General features: G+C 64.1%; 16 protein-coding genes. 13 read left to right on the top strand and 3 right to left on the bottom strand.

The genetic code is table 11. The features are described 5' to 3' along the window. Window positions 1-160: 160 nt before the first annotated feature. Window positions 161-523 carry a flagellar hook-basal body complex protein FliE gene (gene fliE, locus QD208_RS13520; RefSeq protein WP_279837112.1) on the bottom strand — a complete coding sequence of 121 codons (363 nt, stop codon included), beginning with the start codon at window positions 521-523 and terminating at the stop codon, window positions 161-163. A 269-nt stretch (window positions 524-792) separates the two neighbouring features. Here fliE and fliF point away from each other — a divergent pair, with 269 nt between their 5' ends. The 13 genes from fliF to fliR all read left to right on the top strand — a co-directional run bounded on the left by fliF (window position 793) and on the right by fliR (window position 12,639). After that, entirely contained in the window at window positions 793-2,571 is a 1,779-nt protein-coding gene (gene fliF / locus QD208_RS13515) for a flagellar basal-body MS-ring/collar protein FliF (RefSeq protein ID WP_279837110.1), read from the top strand. Continuing rightward, window positions 2,564-3,562, top strand: a complete 999-nt coding sequence (gene fliG, locus QD208_RS13510) for a flagellar motor switch protein FliG (protein WP_279837109.1) — start codon at window positions 2,564-2,566, stop codon at window positions 3,560-3,562. Before fliF ends, fliG begins: the two co-directional genes overlap by 8 nt. 8 nt (window positions 3,563-3,570) lie before the next feature. Continuing rightward, complete coding sequence (locus tag QD208_RS13505; protein ID WP_279837107.1) at window positions 3,571-4,476, top strand: FliH/SctL family protein; 906 nt, start codon at window positions 3,571-3,573, stop codon at window positions 4,474-4,476. A gap of 10 nt (window positions 4,477-4,486) precedes the next feature. After that, window positions 4,487-5,845: a flagellar protein export ATPase FliI gene (gene fliI, locus QD208_RS13500; RefSeq protein ID WP_107334754.1), complete on the top strand. Its 1,359-nt coding sequence runs from the start codon at window positions 4,487-4,489 to the stop codon at window positions 5,843-5,845. A gap of 40 nt (window positions 5,846-5,885) precedes the next feature. Then, window positions 5,886-6,335, top strand: coding sequence for a flagellar export protein FliJ (gene fliJ / locus QD208_RS13495; protein ID WP_153635812.1), 450 nt, complete (start codon window positions 5,886-5,888; stop codon window positions 6,333-6,335). Between the two features lie 26 nt (window positions 6,336-6,361). Next, window positions 6,362-7,810, top strand: a complete 1,449-nt coding sequence (locus tag QD208_RS13490; RefSeq protein ID WP_279837106.1) for a flagellar hook-length control protein FliK — start codon at window positions 6,362-6,364, stop codon at window positions 7,808-7,810. A gap of 178 nt (window positions 7,811-7,988) precedes the next feature. Further along, window positions 7,989-8,477, top strand: a complete 489-nt coding sequence (fliL, locus tag QD208_RS13485; RefSeq protein ID WP_279837105.1) for a flagellar basal body-associated protein FliL — start codon at window positions 7,989-7,991, stop codon at window positions 8,475-8,477. 6 nt (window positions 8,478-8,483) lie between these two features. Next, window positions 8,484-9,500: a flagellar motor switch protein FliM gene (fliM, locus tag QD208_RS13480; protein ID WP_279837104.1), complete on the top strand. Its 1,017-nt coding sequence runs from the start codon at window positions 8,484-8,486 to the stop codon at window positions 9,498-9,500. Next, on the top strand, window positions 9,493-9,963 hold the full coding sequence (gene fliN, locus QD208_RS13475; protein ID WP_107334750.1) for a flagellar motor switch protein FliN: 471 nt from the start codon (window positions 9,493-9,495) through the stop codon (window positions 9,961-9,963). The genes fliM and fliN overlap by 8 nt, the downstream gene beginning before the upstream one ends. A gap of 13 nt (window positions 9,964-9,976) precedes the next feature. Continuing rightward, entirely contained in the window at window positions 9,977-10,600 is a 624-nt protein-coding gene (fliO, locus tag QD208_RS13470; protein ID WP_279837103.1) for a flagellar biosynthetic protein FliO, read from the top strand. After that, the gene (fliP, locus tag QD208_RS13465; RefSeq protein WP_279837102.1) at window positions 10,597-11,394 is read left to right on the top strand and encodes a flagellar type III secretion system pore protein FliP; all 798 of its coding nucleotides are present in this window, start codon (window positions 10,597-10,599) and stop codon (window positions 11,392-11,394) included. The genes fliO and fliP overlap by 4 nt, the downstream gene beginning before the upstream one ends. Before the next feature lie 117 nt (window positions 11,395-11,511). Beyond that, entirely contained in the window at window positions 11,512-11,781 is a 270-nt protein-coding gene (fliQ, locus tag QD208_RS13460; RefSeq protein WP_054556620.1) for a flagellar biosynthesis protein FliQ, read from the top strand. 60 nt (window positions 11,782-11,841) lie between these two features. Beyond that, window positions 11,842-12,639, top strand: coding sequence for a flagellar biosynthetic protein FliR (gene fliR / locus QD208_RS13455; RefSeq protein ID WP_279837101.1), 798 nt, complete (start codon window positions 11,842-11,844; stop codon window positions 12,637-12,639). Between the two features lie 120 nt (window positions 12,640-12,759). Here the strand turns inward: fliR and flgL are convergent, their stop codons facing one another. Both flgL and flgK read right to left on the bottom strand, forming a co-directional pair. After that, a complete protein-coding gene (gene flgL / locus QD208_RS13450) occupies window positions 12,760-14,019 on the bottom strand; it encodes a flagellar hook-associated protein FlgL (RefSeq protein WP_279837100.1) in 1,260 nt (419 codons plus the stop codon). Between the two features lie 10 nt (window positions 14,020-14,029). Next, entirely contained in the window at window positions 14,030-15,661 is a 1,632-nt protein-coding gene (gene flgK / locus QD208_RS13445; RefSeq protein WP_279837099.1) for a flagellar hook-associated protein FlgK, read from the bottom strand. Window positions 15,662-15,689: the final 28 nt, after the last annotated feature.

Here is a 15,689-nt window from a genome sequence, read left to right as displayed (position 1 = left end):
CGTCGCTGGCAGAGGATAGTGGCCTTGTTGATATTACTCCTTTTAGCTAACAGCGCTCTTGCATTTAAACCTCCGCCAGCGACAACCAGCAGCACCAGCGGCAAACAAAAAAGGGCAGACGCATCGCGTCTGCCCTTTTTCATTGGAATGCGGGTTTTAATCACACCGCCATATTCATGATTTCCTTGTAGGCGCTGAGCAACTTGTTGCGTACCTGCACGGTCATCTCGAATTCCAGCGAGGCCTTCTGGCCTGCCACCATGACCTGATCGAGGCTGACATCCGGGCTGCCCAGCTCTAAGGCCTTGGCCTGGCCTGCCGCGACCTGCTGTGACTGGCTGACGCGCGCCAGCGAATCCTTGAGCATGCCGGCAAAGCCTTGTGCATCAGTGCCACTGGCCTCTGACACTGCGCCCGCCGACTGAGTGTTGCTCCCGGCCGCCTGCGCCGCCATCTGATCAAGCTGCTGCAGACTGCCCGTCATCGCGGATGACATCGCCGCGCCGACTGCCTCAATCGTCATCCCGCCTCTCCTTTCTCAACGCGCGCCATTCGTCTGCCGCTTTCAGTGGAGCACAGACTATCAGTCAGTCGAGCGGCTGAAGGTAACTAATACCCCTGTTTTGCGACGCTATTCGTCTGATTGGATATGCGCTCAGCTTCGATAATGGCCAGCCTACGCAAGAAGGCGCTGCGAAACGCGACATTGTTGATCCATCGTTTTCATGTTTCGCCCTGCTTGCTGGAATCACCCGCTGCGAGTTCAGACCACGGCGCTTATCGGACATCTGCATGAGTACACCCAGCCAGACAGCGCCCCAGTCGGGCACCTCGACGACACCAGAATCATCGGACAAGCCAGCCAACCCCTTGTTGGCGCGCCTGGCGGCATTGCCACGCCTGCCGCTCATCATGGCGGCCGCCTTCAGCGTGGCTGTCATCGTCGCGTTGTTGCTGTGGGGCGCTGGCACCCAGTGGAGTGTGCTCTATCGCGACCTGCCCGCCAGCGAAGGCGGCGAGATCGTCGCGCAGCTGGAGCAGACCGGCGTGCCCTATCGGCTGAGCAATGAAGGCGCCACCGTCGAGGTCCCCAAGGAGGATGTCTATCGTCTGCGTCTGGCACTTGCCCAGCAGGGTCTGCCCAGTCAGGGCGGTTCCGGCTTCGAGCTGATGGATACCCAGGCCTTCGGCATCAGCCAGTTCACCGAACACGTCAATTACCAGCGCGCCCTGTCCGGCGAGCTGTCGCGCACCATCGCCAGTCTCGAGCCGGTGTCCAGCGCACGCGTGCACCTGGCACTGCCGGAAGATTCCGTCTTCGTGCGCGAGCGTCGTCCAGCGACGGCGTCCGTTGTGGTCGAACTCAAGGGCGGCCAACAGCTCAAGGCACGTCAGATCCAGGCCATCCAGCATCTGGTGGCCGGCAGCGTGCAGGGCCTGGCAAGCGAAGATATTACCGTCGTCGATCAGGATGGTAATCCCCTATCGCGGCCGGCAGGCGATGCGCTCAACCTCGATGGCAGCGCGCTGGAATATGCCCAGGCACTGGAGCGCAGCTATCAATCGCGCATCAATGCTCTGCTGACGCCACTGGTGGGACGCGACAACTTCCGCGCCGAGGTCAGCGCCCAGCTCGATTTCTCCCACGCCGAAGAGACCGAAGAGCACTACACGCCCAATCAGCAGCCGGGCAGCGCAGCAGTGCGCAGTGAACAGCTCAACAACACCGGCGCCGGCGAGATGCTCGGCATCGGCGGCGTGCCAGGCGCCCTCTCCAACACGCCCCCGGGAATTGCCGCTTCGCCCATCAATGCCGATGACGCGGCGAATACTGACGGCACCACACAGACTGACGACGCGACCAGCGGCCTGAGTAACTATCAGCGCAGCAGCACCATCAACTATGAAGTCAACAAGCGCGTGCGCCACACCCGTGCGCGCCTGGGTCGCCTCGACAATCTCTCGGTGGCGGTGGTGATCAATCACCGTCGCATCATGGACAGTGACGGCAACCCGACCAGCGAACCGCTGGCAGACGACCAGCTGGCACAGATCGATTCGCTGGTGCGCGAGGCGATGGGTTTCAATGCCGAGCGTGGCGACAGCCTCAGCGTGATCAATGCGCCCTTCATGACCGCCGAACAGCAGAACGCCGGCCCGCCGCAGCAGTGGTGGGAGAAGTGGCTGAACAATCCCGAGATGCAGGCGCTGGCCATCGAGCTTGGCCGCTACCTGATCATCGGCTTCATCGCCTGGCTGCTGTATCGCAAGTTGCTGCGCCCGCTCTTGCAGCCGCTGCTGCGTCCGCAGGAAGCCTACCAGACCATCGGTCAGCCGCCCGGCACACCGACAGCCGGCAGCGCAGCGGGTGGTATCGGCGGCATGGAGTCAGGCCTGACGACGGCCAATGGCGAGCTGGGCAGCATGATGGCGAGTCAGACAGCCCCGGCCAGTGGCCCGCGCACGCCAACCACCTATCAGCAGAACCTAAAGGATGCACGTGACATGGCCCGCGATGACCCGCGCATGGTCGCCATGATCCTCAAGAACTGGATGAGTCACCATGAGTAAGACACTGACCAACATGGAACGCAGCGCGGCCCTGATCATGAGCCTCGACGAGGACACCGCCGCAGAAGTCTTCAAGTTTCTGTCGACTCAGGAAATCCAACGGCTCAGCTCGACGATGACCAACATGCCGCAGGTCACCCAGGAGCAGATGGCGAAGACGCTGGAGGAATTCCACGCCGACAGCGAGCAGTTCAGCGCCGTCAATCTGCTGTCCACCGACCACATCCGCTCGGTGCTGGTGAAGGCGCTGGGTCAGGAGCGCGCCAGCTCGCTGCTCGAAGACATCTACGAGAGCTCCGGTCAGAACAATGGCATCGAGACGCTGAACCTGATGGAACCGCCGCTAGTGGCCGAGATGATCCGCGACGAACACCCGCAGATCATCGCCACCATCATGGTGCATCTGGAGCGCCATCAGGCCTCGCAGATTCTCGAGCACTTCTCCGACACCCTGCGCAACGATGTGCTGCTGCGTATCGCCACCTTCAGTGGCGTGCAGCCGGCGGCCCTGCAGGAACTGACCGAAGTGCTGAGCAACATGCTCAGTGGCCAGAATCTCAAGCGCAGCAAGATGGGCGGCATTCGTACCGCGGCCGAGATACTCAACCTGATGCCGGGACAGCAGGAAGAGCAGGTCCTCGAGGCGGTGCGCAACCACGACGAGAGTCTGGCGCAGCAGATCATCGACGAGATGTTCGTGTTCGAGAACCTGGTCGGGCTCGAGGACCGCTCCATCCAGCTGCTGCTCAAGGAAATCGACAACGAGACGCTGGTCACGGCGCTCAAGGGCTCCCCCGAGGCGATCATCCAGAAATTCCTGCAGAACATGTCGCAGCGTGCTGCCGAGATGCTGCGTGATGACATGGAGGCGCGTGGCCCGGTGCGTGTCAGCCAGGTCGAGGCCGAGCAAAAGAGCATCCTGCAGACGGTGCGTCGACTGGCCGACAGCGGCGAGATCGTGATCAACAGCGGTGGCGAGGACTATGTCTAATGAGGACCATGTCCAGTTCTGATCCGCATCATGACGCGTCTGGCCCGTGGGCCAAGCGCGACGTGGCAGGCAGCGATGACATGCATCAGTGGCAGCCGCTGGAACTCGACGCGCTGGATGGCAAGTCCGCATCGCCCCAGTCGGGTGGCGGCTTTCAAGCCGGCATGCCGCACACTGCGGCGCCGGATGTCGGCCTGATTCGGCGCATGGCACAACGTGCCCGCTCGACCTTCGAGCAGGAGACGCTACAGCAGCAACAGGCGGCACGTGACGAGGGCTATGCCGCGGGCGAGAAAGCCGGTTATGAAGCGGGTCTGGCACGTGCAAGGCAGGAAGCCGCCGAGCAGGCGGCGCGTCAGGCCGAGGCCGCCCAGCAGGCGCTCGAACAACAGGCTGCCCAGCTGGCACCGTTGATCGAGAACCTGCAGCAATCGCTGGCGTGCCTGGATGAGCAGATCAGCGATGAGCTGGCGGCACTGGCCATCAGCGTCGGACAGCATCTGGCCCGTGAGGCATTTCGTGCCCACCCGGAGCACATCATCGACAGCGTGCGCAGCCTGCTGGCGGCGGATCCGCCGCTGATCGGCCGTCCGCGTCTTTACCTGAATCCAGACGATCTGCCGCGCGTCGAGCAGGCGATGGGCGAACAGCTCGCCAAGCTGGGCTGGCAATGTCTGCCGGACGCCAGCCTGAGCCTCGGCGGATGTCGCGCCGAAGCCGACAGCGGCTGTCACGATGCCAGCCTCGAGAGTCGCCTGGAGATGCTGTCACGCCAGCTGCGCCATCGCGGCAGCGCCGACGGCAGCCTGCATGGCAAGGACGAGGCCAGCGGCTCGCGCATCGTGCAGCGCCAGTCGTCAGAACATGCACAGCCAGAGCAGGCACGCACCGAGCTGGCAGGAGATCGCACATGAGTGACACGCCATGAGCACCTCTTCCGCACAGCAATGGCGCAGCGCGCTGGGCGCCATTCGTGAGCGCGTCGAGAGCCTCGAGCCCCAACGCAGCAATGGCCGCCTGGTGCGCGCGACCGGCCTGGTGCTGGAAGCGGTCGGCCTGCGGCTGCCGGTGGGTGCCAGCTGTCTGGTCGAGCTGGGCGCGAACCTGCCGCCGGCCGAGGCCGAGGTGGTCGGCTTCGCCGATCAGACCCTCTACCTGATGCCCATCGACCCGCTCAGCGGCGTCGCACCGGGCGCACGGGTGTTCCCCCTCGGGCATGGCAATGTCGGCGAGCGACGCTATCCGGTCGGCGAAGCGCTGCTCGGGCGAGTCGTCGACGGCGTGGGCCGTCCGCTGGATGGCCTCGGCCCGCTGGAAGATGTCGAACATGCGCCGCTGGAGAGCCGCCCGCTCAACCCGCTGGAGCGCGCGCCCATCGACACGCCGCTGGATGTGGGCATTCGTGCCATCAACGCCTTGCTGAGCGTCGGCCGAGGCCAGCGCATGGGGCTGTTCGCCGGCTCTGGCGTCGGCAAGAGTGTGCTGCTGGGCATGATGGCGCGCTTCACCGATGCCGATGTGATCGTGGTCGGCCTGATCGGCGAGCGTGGGCGCGAGGTGCAGGAATTCATCGAGAACATTCTCGGCGAACAAGGCCTCAAGCGCGCCGTGGTCGTGGCCACGCCAGCCGACATGACGCCGCTGCATCGCCTCAAGGGCGCCAGCTACGCGACGCGCATCGCCGAGTCCCTGCGTGACAAGGGCCAGAATGTGCTGCTGATCATGGATTCGCTGACCCGTTACGCGATGGCCCAGCGCGAGATCGCCCTGGCCATCGGTGAGCCACCGGCCACCAAGGGCTATCCGCCCTCGGTCTTCGCCAAGCTGCCGGCGCTGGTGGAACGCACCGGCAACGGCCGGCGTGGCGGCGGGTCGATCACCGCCTTCTATACCGTGCTGACCGAAGGCGATGACCAGCAGGACCCCATCGCCGACAGTGCCCGCGCGATTCTGGATGGGCATATCGTGCTGTCGCGGCGCATCGCGGAAAGTGGCCACTACCCGGCCATCGATATCGAAGCCTCGATCAGCCGCGCCATGTCGGCGGTGGCGCCGGAGCGGCAACTCACCCGCGCCCGTCGCTTCAAGCAGTTCTATTCCAGTTATCAGCGCAATCAGGACCTGATCGCCATCGGCGCCTATCAGCCCGGCAACGACAAGGTGCTCGACGCCGCGGTGCGCCTGCACGAGCCGATGGGACGTTTCCTGCAACAAGGCACTACACAGCACGCAAGTCTTGCCGATAGTACGAACATGCTCGAACAATTGCTGGCCCAGCCATGATGGCCACCTTCACCTGTCATTGATCGGGAACTCTCACTGAATGGCCATCTCATCGTCACGCTTCGACACCCTGACCCAGCTGAGCGAGCGCCGGCGTGATGGCGCTGCGCGCCAGCTCACCAGTCAGCGTCAGCGTCAGGAAACCGCCGCCCAGCAGCTGGTCACCCTCGAGCAATACCGTCTCGACTACTGCCAGCAGATGCAGGCACGCCTGACTCAGGGGCTGGACCCGGCCAGCTGGCACAACTATCAGGCCTTCATCGCCTCGCTGGACAAGGCGATTGCCCAGTGTCGCGCGCGGGTAGCTCAGGAACAGACCCAGACGCACCATCAGCATCAGCGGCTGGTGAAGGAACAGCAGACCCACGCGGCCTGGCAGGGCCTGGCGGATCGCGCCAGCCTGAGCGCCGCGTTGCAGGCGCGCACCGCCGAGCAACGTCAGAGTGATGAACAAGCCACCCAGGCCTGGTTACGCCGTGCCAATGGCTGAAGACGGCCAGTCGGAGGAGTGACACCATGACAGACACTGCACGCATCTCGATGTTGTCGGCCACCTCGCCAACCAAAGCGCCGACCAGCACCAAGGCCTCCTCTGAGGAGGCTCGCTCGCGCGACGACATCAGCTCAGCTTCCTCAGAGAGCGCCTTCGAGGCACATCTGTCACGCGCCCAGCGTGAGGATCGCCAGCAGGACAGGCAAGCGGTGCAGGTGCAGACGCAAGCGCAAGACGCACAGCAGCAGCGTATCGAGCATCGCGAGGCCGCCGAAGACAAGCATGCCCAGCACCTCGAGCAGGCTCAGGCAGCGTCGTCAGAGACATCGCCCACTCCGGACCCCGCCGCTGCCGCCCTCCAGAATGGCAACCTCCCGCCTGCCCAGCCCTCATCGGCAAGCCAGACAACAGGACAGCCATCAGCGCAGCCACTCGAGGCCTCACGACTGGATAGCAGCGTCGAGCGCGGCATCTCGCGCATGCAACAGCTGCAGCAACTCACGCAAGGCGGTCAAGACGCTTCTGGCGGCGGCGATGAAGCGCTGAACACGACGGCGGGAACGGTAACGCTCGCTGGCGCACAGGCGCTCTCTACCTCGGGCAGCACGACGCTGCAAGGTGACTGGATCGCCGCGCTGCGCAATCCTGCGGCGGCGGGACTGGATGGCGCGATTACGGATCAGTCGCCCAGCAACAGGACCTCCGCGACAGCGGCAGGCAGCCTGAGCGCGGATGCGCCCTCCTCGCTGACGGATGGCGCGCTGGGCCCGCTGACCGAGGAGGCCATTGAAGGCATCACCGCCAAGGCCGACAGCGCCCTGCTTGATGCGAATTCTTCACGTAGCGGTGGCGATCAGTCCCAGCTCTCGGGTGCGTCATCTGCTGGCGTGTCAGCCGGCGCGTCGAGTTCGACCGCCGCAGGCAGCACCGCCATGCTCAATGGCTCGGGCAATCCAGCAGCCAATCCAGCGGGCATGGCATCACAGGCGGGAGCCTTGATCCCCGCAAGCGTCGGCACTCAGGCCTGGCAACAGGCACTCGGCGAGCAGGTGGTACGCATGCAGCTGAGCAAGTCGCCACAGGCCGAGATCGCGCTCAATCCGGCCAACCTGGGCAAGCTGACCATTCGCCTCAACATCGGCGAACAGGGCACCAGTGCGCACTTCGTCGCGGGCCACCAACAGGTGCGCTCGGCTGTCGAGTCATCCTTGAGCGAGCTGCGTCAGGCGCTGGAATCCCGGGGGCACGAGCTGACGGCGATCAGCTTCAGTGCTCAGGACGACACACCGGACGGGGCGCCGGACAACTCGGCCAATCAGGGTCAGTTCGCCCAGCACCTAGAGGGTCAGCCGGCGAGTGATGCCAGCACAAGCGCTGACGCCATGGAGGGAAGCCTCGCCGCGGGCAATCTCACAAGCAATCTTGCAAGTGCATCCCAGGCAGCCTGGGGACGGCGTGAATGGCAGGCATGACGGGCCTGGTGCTTGCCAGGTGCTTGTGTCAGCGGCTCCCGTCAGGTAGCTGTCAGATGAGCCCGCCTGGCGCGTCATCATTCAAGTAAGCGCTCGCACGTGGCGTTATTCCGCCGTTCGATAACCACGCCTTCGGTCATACTGGCCCCGCTACCGACTCCAGGGACACCGCACCACGATGTCAACGATTATCACCACCCCCGCCAGTCAGCGTCGCTCCTGGCTGCTGATCGGGGTCATCAGCCTGATGAGTGCCGTGATCGCGGCGCTAGTGGCCGTCTATTTCGCACTGCCGATGCTCAGTGATCAGAAGGCCGCACAGGACGCCGAGCCGGAAGTCGTGGTCGTGCCACCGCCGGTCTTCATGCCGCTTGCACCCCTCACGGTCAACCTGGAAAGCCCGCGCGGCAATCGCCTGCTCTATATCGGCATCACGCTCAAGATGGCCGATCAGGAGGCGGTGGCGCGCGTGGAAGAACTCAAGCCCGAACTCAAGAGCCGTCTGCTGCTGTTGCTGTCGGGCCAGAGCCCGGATGAGCTGATCACCCAGGCCGGCAAGCAGACACTGCAGAGCACCCTGACCGAGGCGCTTTCGCGCCCCTACAGTGAAGGCGGCCAGCCACTGGCCATCTCCGGCGTGCTGTACAACGACTTCATCGTGCAATAACTGGCCATGGCTCAAGACGATCTGCTGTCACAGGACGAAATCGATGCTCTGCTCTCCGGCGTGAACGGTGACAGCGGTGCAACGGCTGACGCCTCGAGCACGCCCGGCGAAGCGCGCATTCGCCCCTTCGACCCGGCGAGCCAGCACCGCATCATCCGGGATCGCCTGCATGCCCTGGATATCATCAACTCGCGCTTCAGCCGCCAGTTCCGCATGGGGCTGTTCAACCTGATCCGCTGCGGCGCCGATATCACCGCCGGGCCGGTGCAGTTCCTGAGCTACAACGAATTTTCTCGCAACGTGCCGGTGCCGACCAACATCAACCTGTTCACCATGAAGCCGCTGCGCGGTACCTCGATGCTGGTGTTTCCGCCCAGTCTCGTGTTCATGGTGGTCGACAGCCTGTTCGGTGGTGATGGCCGCTTCGTGACCAAGTCAGAGGGTCGCGAATTCACACGCACCGAACAACGCGTCATCCAGCGCCTGATGCAGCTGGCCTTGAATGCCTACCGCGACGCCTGGTCGGCGGTCTATGCCGTGGAAACCGACTATCTGCGCAGCGAGATGCAGGTGAAGTTCGCCAATATCACCAGCTCTCCCAACGAGATCGTGGTGTGCACCAGCTTCCATCTGGAGGTCGGCAATCACAGCAGCGACTTCCAGATCTGCCTGCCCTACTCGATGATCGAGCCGCACCGCGAGCTGCTCTCGAGCCCGCTGCAGGAAACCAGCGCCGAAGGCGACAGCCGCTGGGGCGAGCGCCTGCGCAAGGAAGTGCGCGCCACCGATGTCGAGCTGCACGCCGACTTTGCCAGCATCACCACCACGCTAGGCGCCTTGGCCGAACTTGCCGTGGGCGATGTGCTGCCCATCGAGAAGCCCGAGCGCGTCAACGCCTACGTCAACAATGTGCCGGTGCTCGAAGCCGGTTTCGGTCGCGCCAATGGCCACCGCGCCCTGCGCGTGACCCGCATCATCAATCATCCGATCAACACTGCCAGCGAGGACAGCGGCGATGAGTGAGCCCAATTCGCCAGACGCGCCCGCGCCCAAGGCCACCCCGAATTCCCCGACATCCGGCACTGACGACCCCTGGGCCGATGCGATGACCGAGCAGATGGGCGACGAGTGGGCCAAGGCGCTGGAAGAACAGCAGAGCGAGGCTGCCCCCCAGGGCGGCGATATCTTCGAGCCCCTCGATGGCAGCGGTGGCGGCGCACGTCCGCGCGAGCTGGACATGATCATGGACATCCCGGTCAAGATGACCGTGGAGCTGGGGCGCACGCGGCTGACCATCAAGCAGCTGCTGGAGCTGTCTCAGGGCTCGGTGATCGAGCTGGATGGCCTGGCCGGTGAGCCGATGGACATCCTGATCAACGGCTACCTGATCGCCCAGGGCGAGGTGGTCGTGGTCGAGGACAAGTACGGTATCCGCATCACGGAAATCATCACCCCCAATGAGCGGGTACAGAAGCTCAACCGCTAAGGCTGTTCCTGTCATGACCTCCGATGCCCCTGACGGCGCGATCTTGCTGCCGGATGCCAGCCACAATACCAACACCAGCGCCAGCACTCAGGCGCCGTCACCGGCCTTTCTCGGTAGCGACGCAAACCTGAATGCCGATACAGGCCACAGCTCACCGCTGGGCGCGGCCAGCCTGGTCAATACCGGGCTGGCGCTAGCCGGCGTGATCGGCGTGATCCTGCTGCTGGCATGGCTGATAAAGACACTCGGTGGAGCCCAGACACTGCGCGGCAATCGCATTGCCCTGCGCCCGCTGGCGCGTCTGGCGCTGGGTCACAAACAGAGCCTGGTGGTAGTAGCAGTGGGCAACCAGCAATTGCTGCTGGGCGTCGGGCCGGCAGGCATCACCTCCCTCGGTGAGCTGACGGCCGAGAATGGCGGCCTGGTACCCGCAGACGATGGCAGCACTCCGAACAACGCATCGCTGACCTCGCCCACCTCCGCAACCGGCGGGAGCGGTGACGCGGCCGGCTTTGCCGAGTTGCTGCGCGATCGTCTCGCCAGACGCTCGCCGGCTGCCACGTCCGCCACGATGTCCTCTGAAGCGCCCAAGCGTGACACTCCAGACAAGACAGATGATGCGGAGCCTCGCTCATGACGGGCCTGGTGAGGTTGTCGCCGGGCATGAGAGCAAGAGGACTGAAGACAAGAGAGCTGCTGACAGGGCTGTTGGTCGCATTGTTGACATGCCTGCTGACGAGCCAATCGGCACACGCCGATGTGCTCAGCGGCCTGACCAGCCAGCCACTGCCGGACGGCGGCGAGTCCTGGTCGCTGAATATCCAGACACTGATCCTGCTCAGTGGCCTCGCCCTGCTGCCGGCAGCCTTGCTGATGATGAGTGCCTTCACGCGCATCATCATCGTGCTCGGCCTGCTGCGTACCGCGCTGGGCACCGCGTCTGCACCGCCCAATCAGGTGCTGGTCGGCATCGCGCTGTTTCTGACCTTCTTCGTGATGTCGCCGGTGCTGGAGCGCATCTACGACGAGGCCTGGCAACCCTATGACAGCCAGGCCATCAGCCTGCAGGATGCCATCGAACGCGGCGGCGATCCGCTGCGCGAATTCATGCTCGGTCAGGTGCGTGAGCCGGATATCGCCCTGTTCGCGCGCCTGGCCAAGGTCGAGGAAATCCAGACCCCGCAGGACGTGCCGTGGCGCGTACTGCTTCCGGCCTTCGTCACCAGCGAGCTGAAGACGGCCTTCCAGATCGGCTTCAGTCTGTTCGTGCCCTTCCTGATCATCGATCTGGTGGTGGCGAGCGTACTGATGGCACTGGGGATGATGATGGTGCCACCCGCCACCATCTCGCTGCCCTTCAAGTTGATGCTGTTCGTGATGGTCGATGGCTGGCAGCTGCTGCTGGGGTCGCTGGCCGAGAGCTTCTACTGAGCCAGCCCCTGACGTCACGCAGGCGCCGAGCTTTCTAGTCGTGACGCGCAACCGTGCCGCGCAACCGTGCACTGTCAGCCTCGACACCTCCCATCTGCCCATCGAGAACGCGCCGCCATGACCCCTGAAGTCATCACCAGCCTGGCATCGCATGCCATGTACATCACCCTGTTGGTGGCAAGCCCGCTGCTGGCCAGCGCCCTGTTCATCGGCCTGATCGTCAGCCTGTTCCAGGCCGCGACCCAGATCAACGAGATGACCCTGTCCTTCATCCCCAAGATTCTCGGCGTGTTCGGCACCCTGGTACTGGCCGGCCCCTGGTTGCTGGAGACGCTGATGGACTTCACGCGCAGCGTCTTCACCGGCTTCCCGCACCTGATCGGATGAGCGACGCCTGCATGAGCATCGCCAACAGACCTGACGCAAGCCCGGCGGGAGGACACCCTCTTGCCGAATGACCTGCTGTCCCCCGAGCACCTCCAGGCCCTGCTGCTGAGCGTGATGTGGCCCTTCGCGCGCCTGTCCGGTTTCATGATCAGCGCGCCGCTGTTCGGTCACCGCAGCCTGCCCACGTCAGTGCGCCTGTTGATGGCCTTTGGCCTGGCGCTGATCATCGCGCCGCTGGTCGAGAGCCCGCCCCCGGTGGACGTGCTCGGCCCGGCCGCCGTCTGGCAGCTGGCATTGCAGATGGGCGTCGGCCTGGCACTGGGACTGGTGATGCGCATCACCTTCGCCATCGTCGAGGCGGCCGGGGAATTCATCGGCTTGCAGATGGGGCTGGCCTTCGCCAGCTTCTTCTCGGCCGACACCGGCACCAACACCCAGGTGCTGTCGCGTCTGCTGGGCATGCTGGCCATGCTGCTGTTTCTGGCCTTCAATGGCCATCTGCTGGTGCTGGAAATCCTGGTCACCCACTTCCACGAGATTCCCCTCGACCTGCGCCGCATGGGGCCCGTCGGGCTCGAGAATCTGTTGCTGTGGAGTGCCAGCCTGTTCAGTGCCGGCCTGCTGCTGGCCTTGCCGCTGGTCGCCTCGCTGCTGGCGATCAACCTCGCAATGGGCGTACTCAACCGCTCGGCACCGCAGCTGTCAGTGTTCTCGATCGGCTTCCCGCTAACCCTGCTGCTGGGCATCGCGATGCTGTGGCTGATGATGCCGGGCATGACGGACTGGCTGTCGCTGTTGTTCCGTCAGGCGCTGGGCGCCTTCCAGGCCGTGCATGAAGGCCTGGGCACGATGCCATGACACGCAAGCACTGATCTGAAAAGCAACCACCAAGACGCAAGAGCCGCACCGAATGCCATCGCGAGAGCGAGTATCCAGTGCGGCTTTTTCATCATTCCTCGAGCGCGGTCACGCCATCACTCAGCGCAGATAGTCGAACAGCGACATGCCCGAGATATCCGAGAACGCCTGCTGAGAGGCCTGCAGCCCCACCTGGGTCAGCGAGTAGTCGGAGATCGCCTCGTTGTAGTCCAGATCGATCAGGTCCGAGCGTGTCGAGGCATAGTTGAGCTCGCGGTCATCCCCGATGATATCCAGCGAATCCAGCTCGTTGAGCTTGGTGCCGACATCGGCGCGCACCGTCAGTACATTGTCGAGACTGTTGCTGAACTGGCGACTGGCGGTCGAGATGGCGTTGTTGAAGGCGGCCTGGTCGGCCTCGCTCTCGATCGGCGTGCTCAGCGCAGTGATCAGGCCATCCAGATTGGCGAACAGATCGGCGCTGGCCTCACCCTCCTCGACCACCAGCTGCGTTGCCTTGCCTTCTGCCTGTGCCTCAGCGACCTGTTGCTCATCACCGGACAGCGTCATCGACAGGCCATTGAACGCAAGCGTCATGCCATCGCTGTACGCCATGGGCGATGGCAGCGGGTTGCCTTCGCCATCCAGGACCTGGAGATCATTGCCATCGGCATCGGTGCCGCTGATCGTGACGCCAGCGGCATCGATGCTGACGCTGTAGGCCGCGCCATCGACCCGCGCCGCGGCGTCAATGACTTCCGGTCCCTTGAAGGTGATCGGCAGTGACGACTCGCTATCGCTGGTCTGGCGGGCCAGCTGCTGATTGCCCGATGCCACGCCGCCAAAGATCTGGCTGCCGGTATGATTGACCTCCATCAGGCGCGAGCTGTCGACGCGTTGCTGACGCTGCTCATCATCGCCGCGATAGCTGCCATCCTCGCCAAAGGGCGCCGTATCACCGCTCATGCCGCCGAACAGATAATTGCCGTTGCCGTCGGTGCTGTTGGCCAGCCCCAGCAACACTTCGCGACTGCCTTCAAGCTCGGTGGCCAGCGCATCACGGTCACTGTCACTGAGAGTACCGTTGCCCGCCTGCACGATCAGGCTCTGGACACGCGTGATGGTATCGGTGACCTGATTGAGTGCGCTTTCCTCGATGGAGAGATTGTTGCGCGCCGTGGTGCGGCTGTCGCTGAACTGTTCATTGACGGCCTGGGACTGCGAGATCGTCACCGCCTGGCTGGCCGCGCTCGGGTCATCCGAGGGATTGACCACGCGCTTGCCGGTGGCCAGCTGCTCGGACACCTTGGAGAACGCCGCCTGCTGATCCAGCATCGAGGTGACGCCCTGGGCATAGAGGGTTTGGGTACTGATGCGCATCACGGCCTCGTTAGCGGATGTTCAGAATGGTATCCAGCACCGTCGACGCGGTCTGGATGACCTGGGCGTTGGCCTGGTAATACTGCTGATAACGGATCAGGTCCGCGGCCTCTTCATCCAGATTGACCCCCGAGATCGACTGGTCTGCCGCCGACAGCTGCTCGGTCAGGCCCTGCTGAGCCTCCAGGTTGACCTGCACCTGACGGGTCTGGTTGCCGACCTGGCTGACCAGCGACGCGTAGTGATCATTGAAGCTGCCGGCGCTGCCCAGGGCGTCGCTGCTCTGCAGTGACTGCAGGGCGAGAATGTTGCGGTTGTCGAGACTGGCATCGCTTGAACCCGCCGCGATCTCGGCACCCTCGTCGATCGCGACCCCGAAGGTGTCGGCGATATTGCGTGTCGGCTGGATGGTGAAGCTGTCGCCGTCCGCCATGCCGGTGGCGGTGAACTCCAGGCCGTCCTGGCGCATCACGCCTTCGCTGTCCGGGGTCAGGGTCTGCACGGCGCCGCTGCTGAGGTTTTCCAGCTGATAGGTGCCGCCCTCAAGACTCAGGCGGTAGTCATCGCCGGTCAGCGCGACGCTGTAGAAATCGTCACCGTCCTGCTGGGTGGCGGGGGCGAATGTCACCTCAAGGTCCGCTCCGGCGGCATTGCCGCTGGCCGGCAGCACTTCCGGATCGCCGAGAGTGAAGAAGTCGCCCCCCGCGTTGCCATTGGCGTCGACACCGTCGGCGTGCTGGGCATTGAAGGTCAACGCCAGCCCCGCGGCCAACTGGCCGAGCTGATTCTGGGTCGGCTCGAGGCTGTCGGCGCGGAAGCTCAACAGCCCGCCCAGGGTGCCGCCTTCGAGCTGCGCCTCATCGATGGCGCTGGTCACGCCCGGCGCCACGCTGTAGGTGACCACCGAACGGCTCATGTCCTGCGGGTCTGGCTCCACGGCCAGTTCATAATTGCTGCTGCCGTTGACCAGCAGCTGGCCATTGCCGAGGCTGACGCTCAGCCGACCATCCTGCTCCTGCACCTCGACGCCGACCAGCGTCTGCAGGTCGGTCACCGCCTGATCGCGCTGGTCCAGCAGGCCCAGTGGTTCTTCGCCGGTACGCGCACGCGTCAGGGATATCTGTTCGTTGAGCGAGGCGATCTGGCTGGTGGCAGTGTTGATATCGCCGACCACATCGCCGAGCTGTGAATTGACCGCAGCGTCCATGTCATCCAGATAGGCGGAGAAGGCATTGAACTGCCCGGCCAGGCTCTCGGCGCTACCCAGCAGGCTCTCGCGCGCCGCCGGGTCACTCGGCTGACTGGCCACGCCTTCAATGGCGCCGAAGAACTCCTGCATCAACGGCGCCAGGCCCGCCTCGTCATCGGCGAGCAGATTGTCGATCTGACTGATGTTGGCTTCGTGGGTCTCAAGCGCCGTGCTGGCGCTCATGGCGCTGTCCAGCTGGGCCGAGAGATAGCTGTCGGTCTGACGGCTGATCGACGCCACGCTGACACCGCCACCACTGTTGCCATTCAACTCGACCGTTTCACGGCTATAGCCAGGCGTGTAGACGTTGGCGATGTTGTTGCTGTTGGTGGCAAGCGCCGTCTGGGCGGCTTGCAGACCACTGACACCGATACTCAACATGCTGCTGGCCATGGCGTTTACCTGAAAGGAACAATGGGAA

This window comes from Cobetia sp. 29-18-1, assembly GCF_029846405.1.
Classification (GTDB): Bacteria; Pseudomonadota; Gammaproteobacteria; order Pseudomonadales; family Halomonadaceae; genus Cobetia; species Cobetia amphilecti.
Note: the sequence above shows the minus strand (reverse complement) of the source record. Positions and strands in the feature narration are given on the sequence as shown.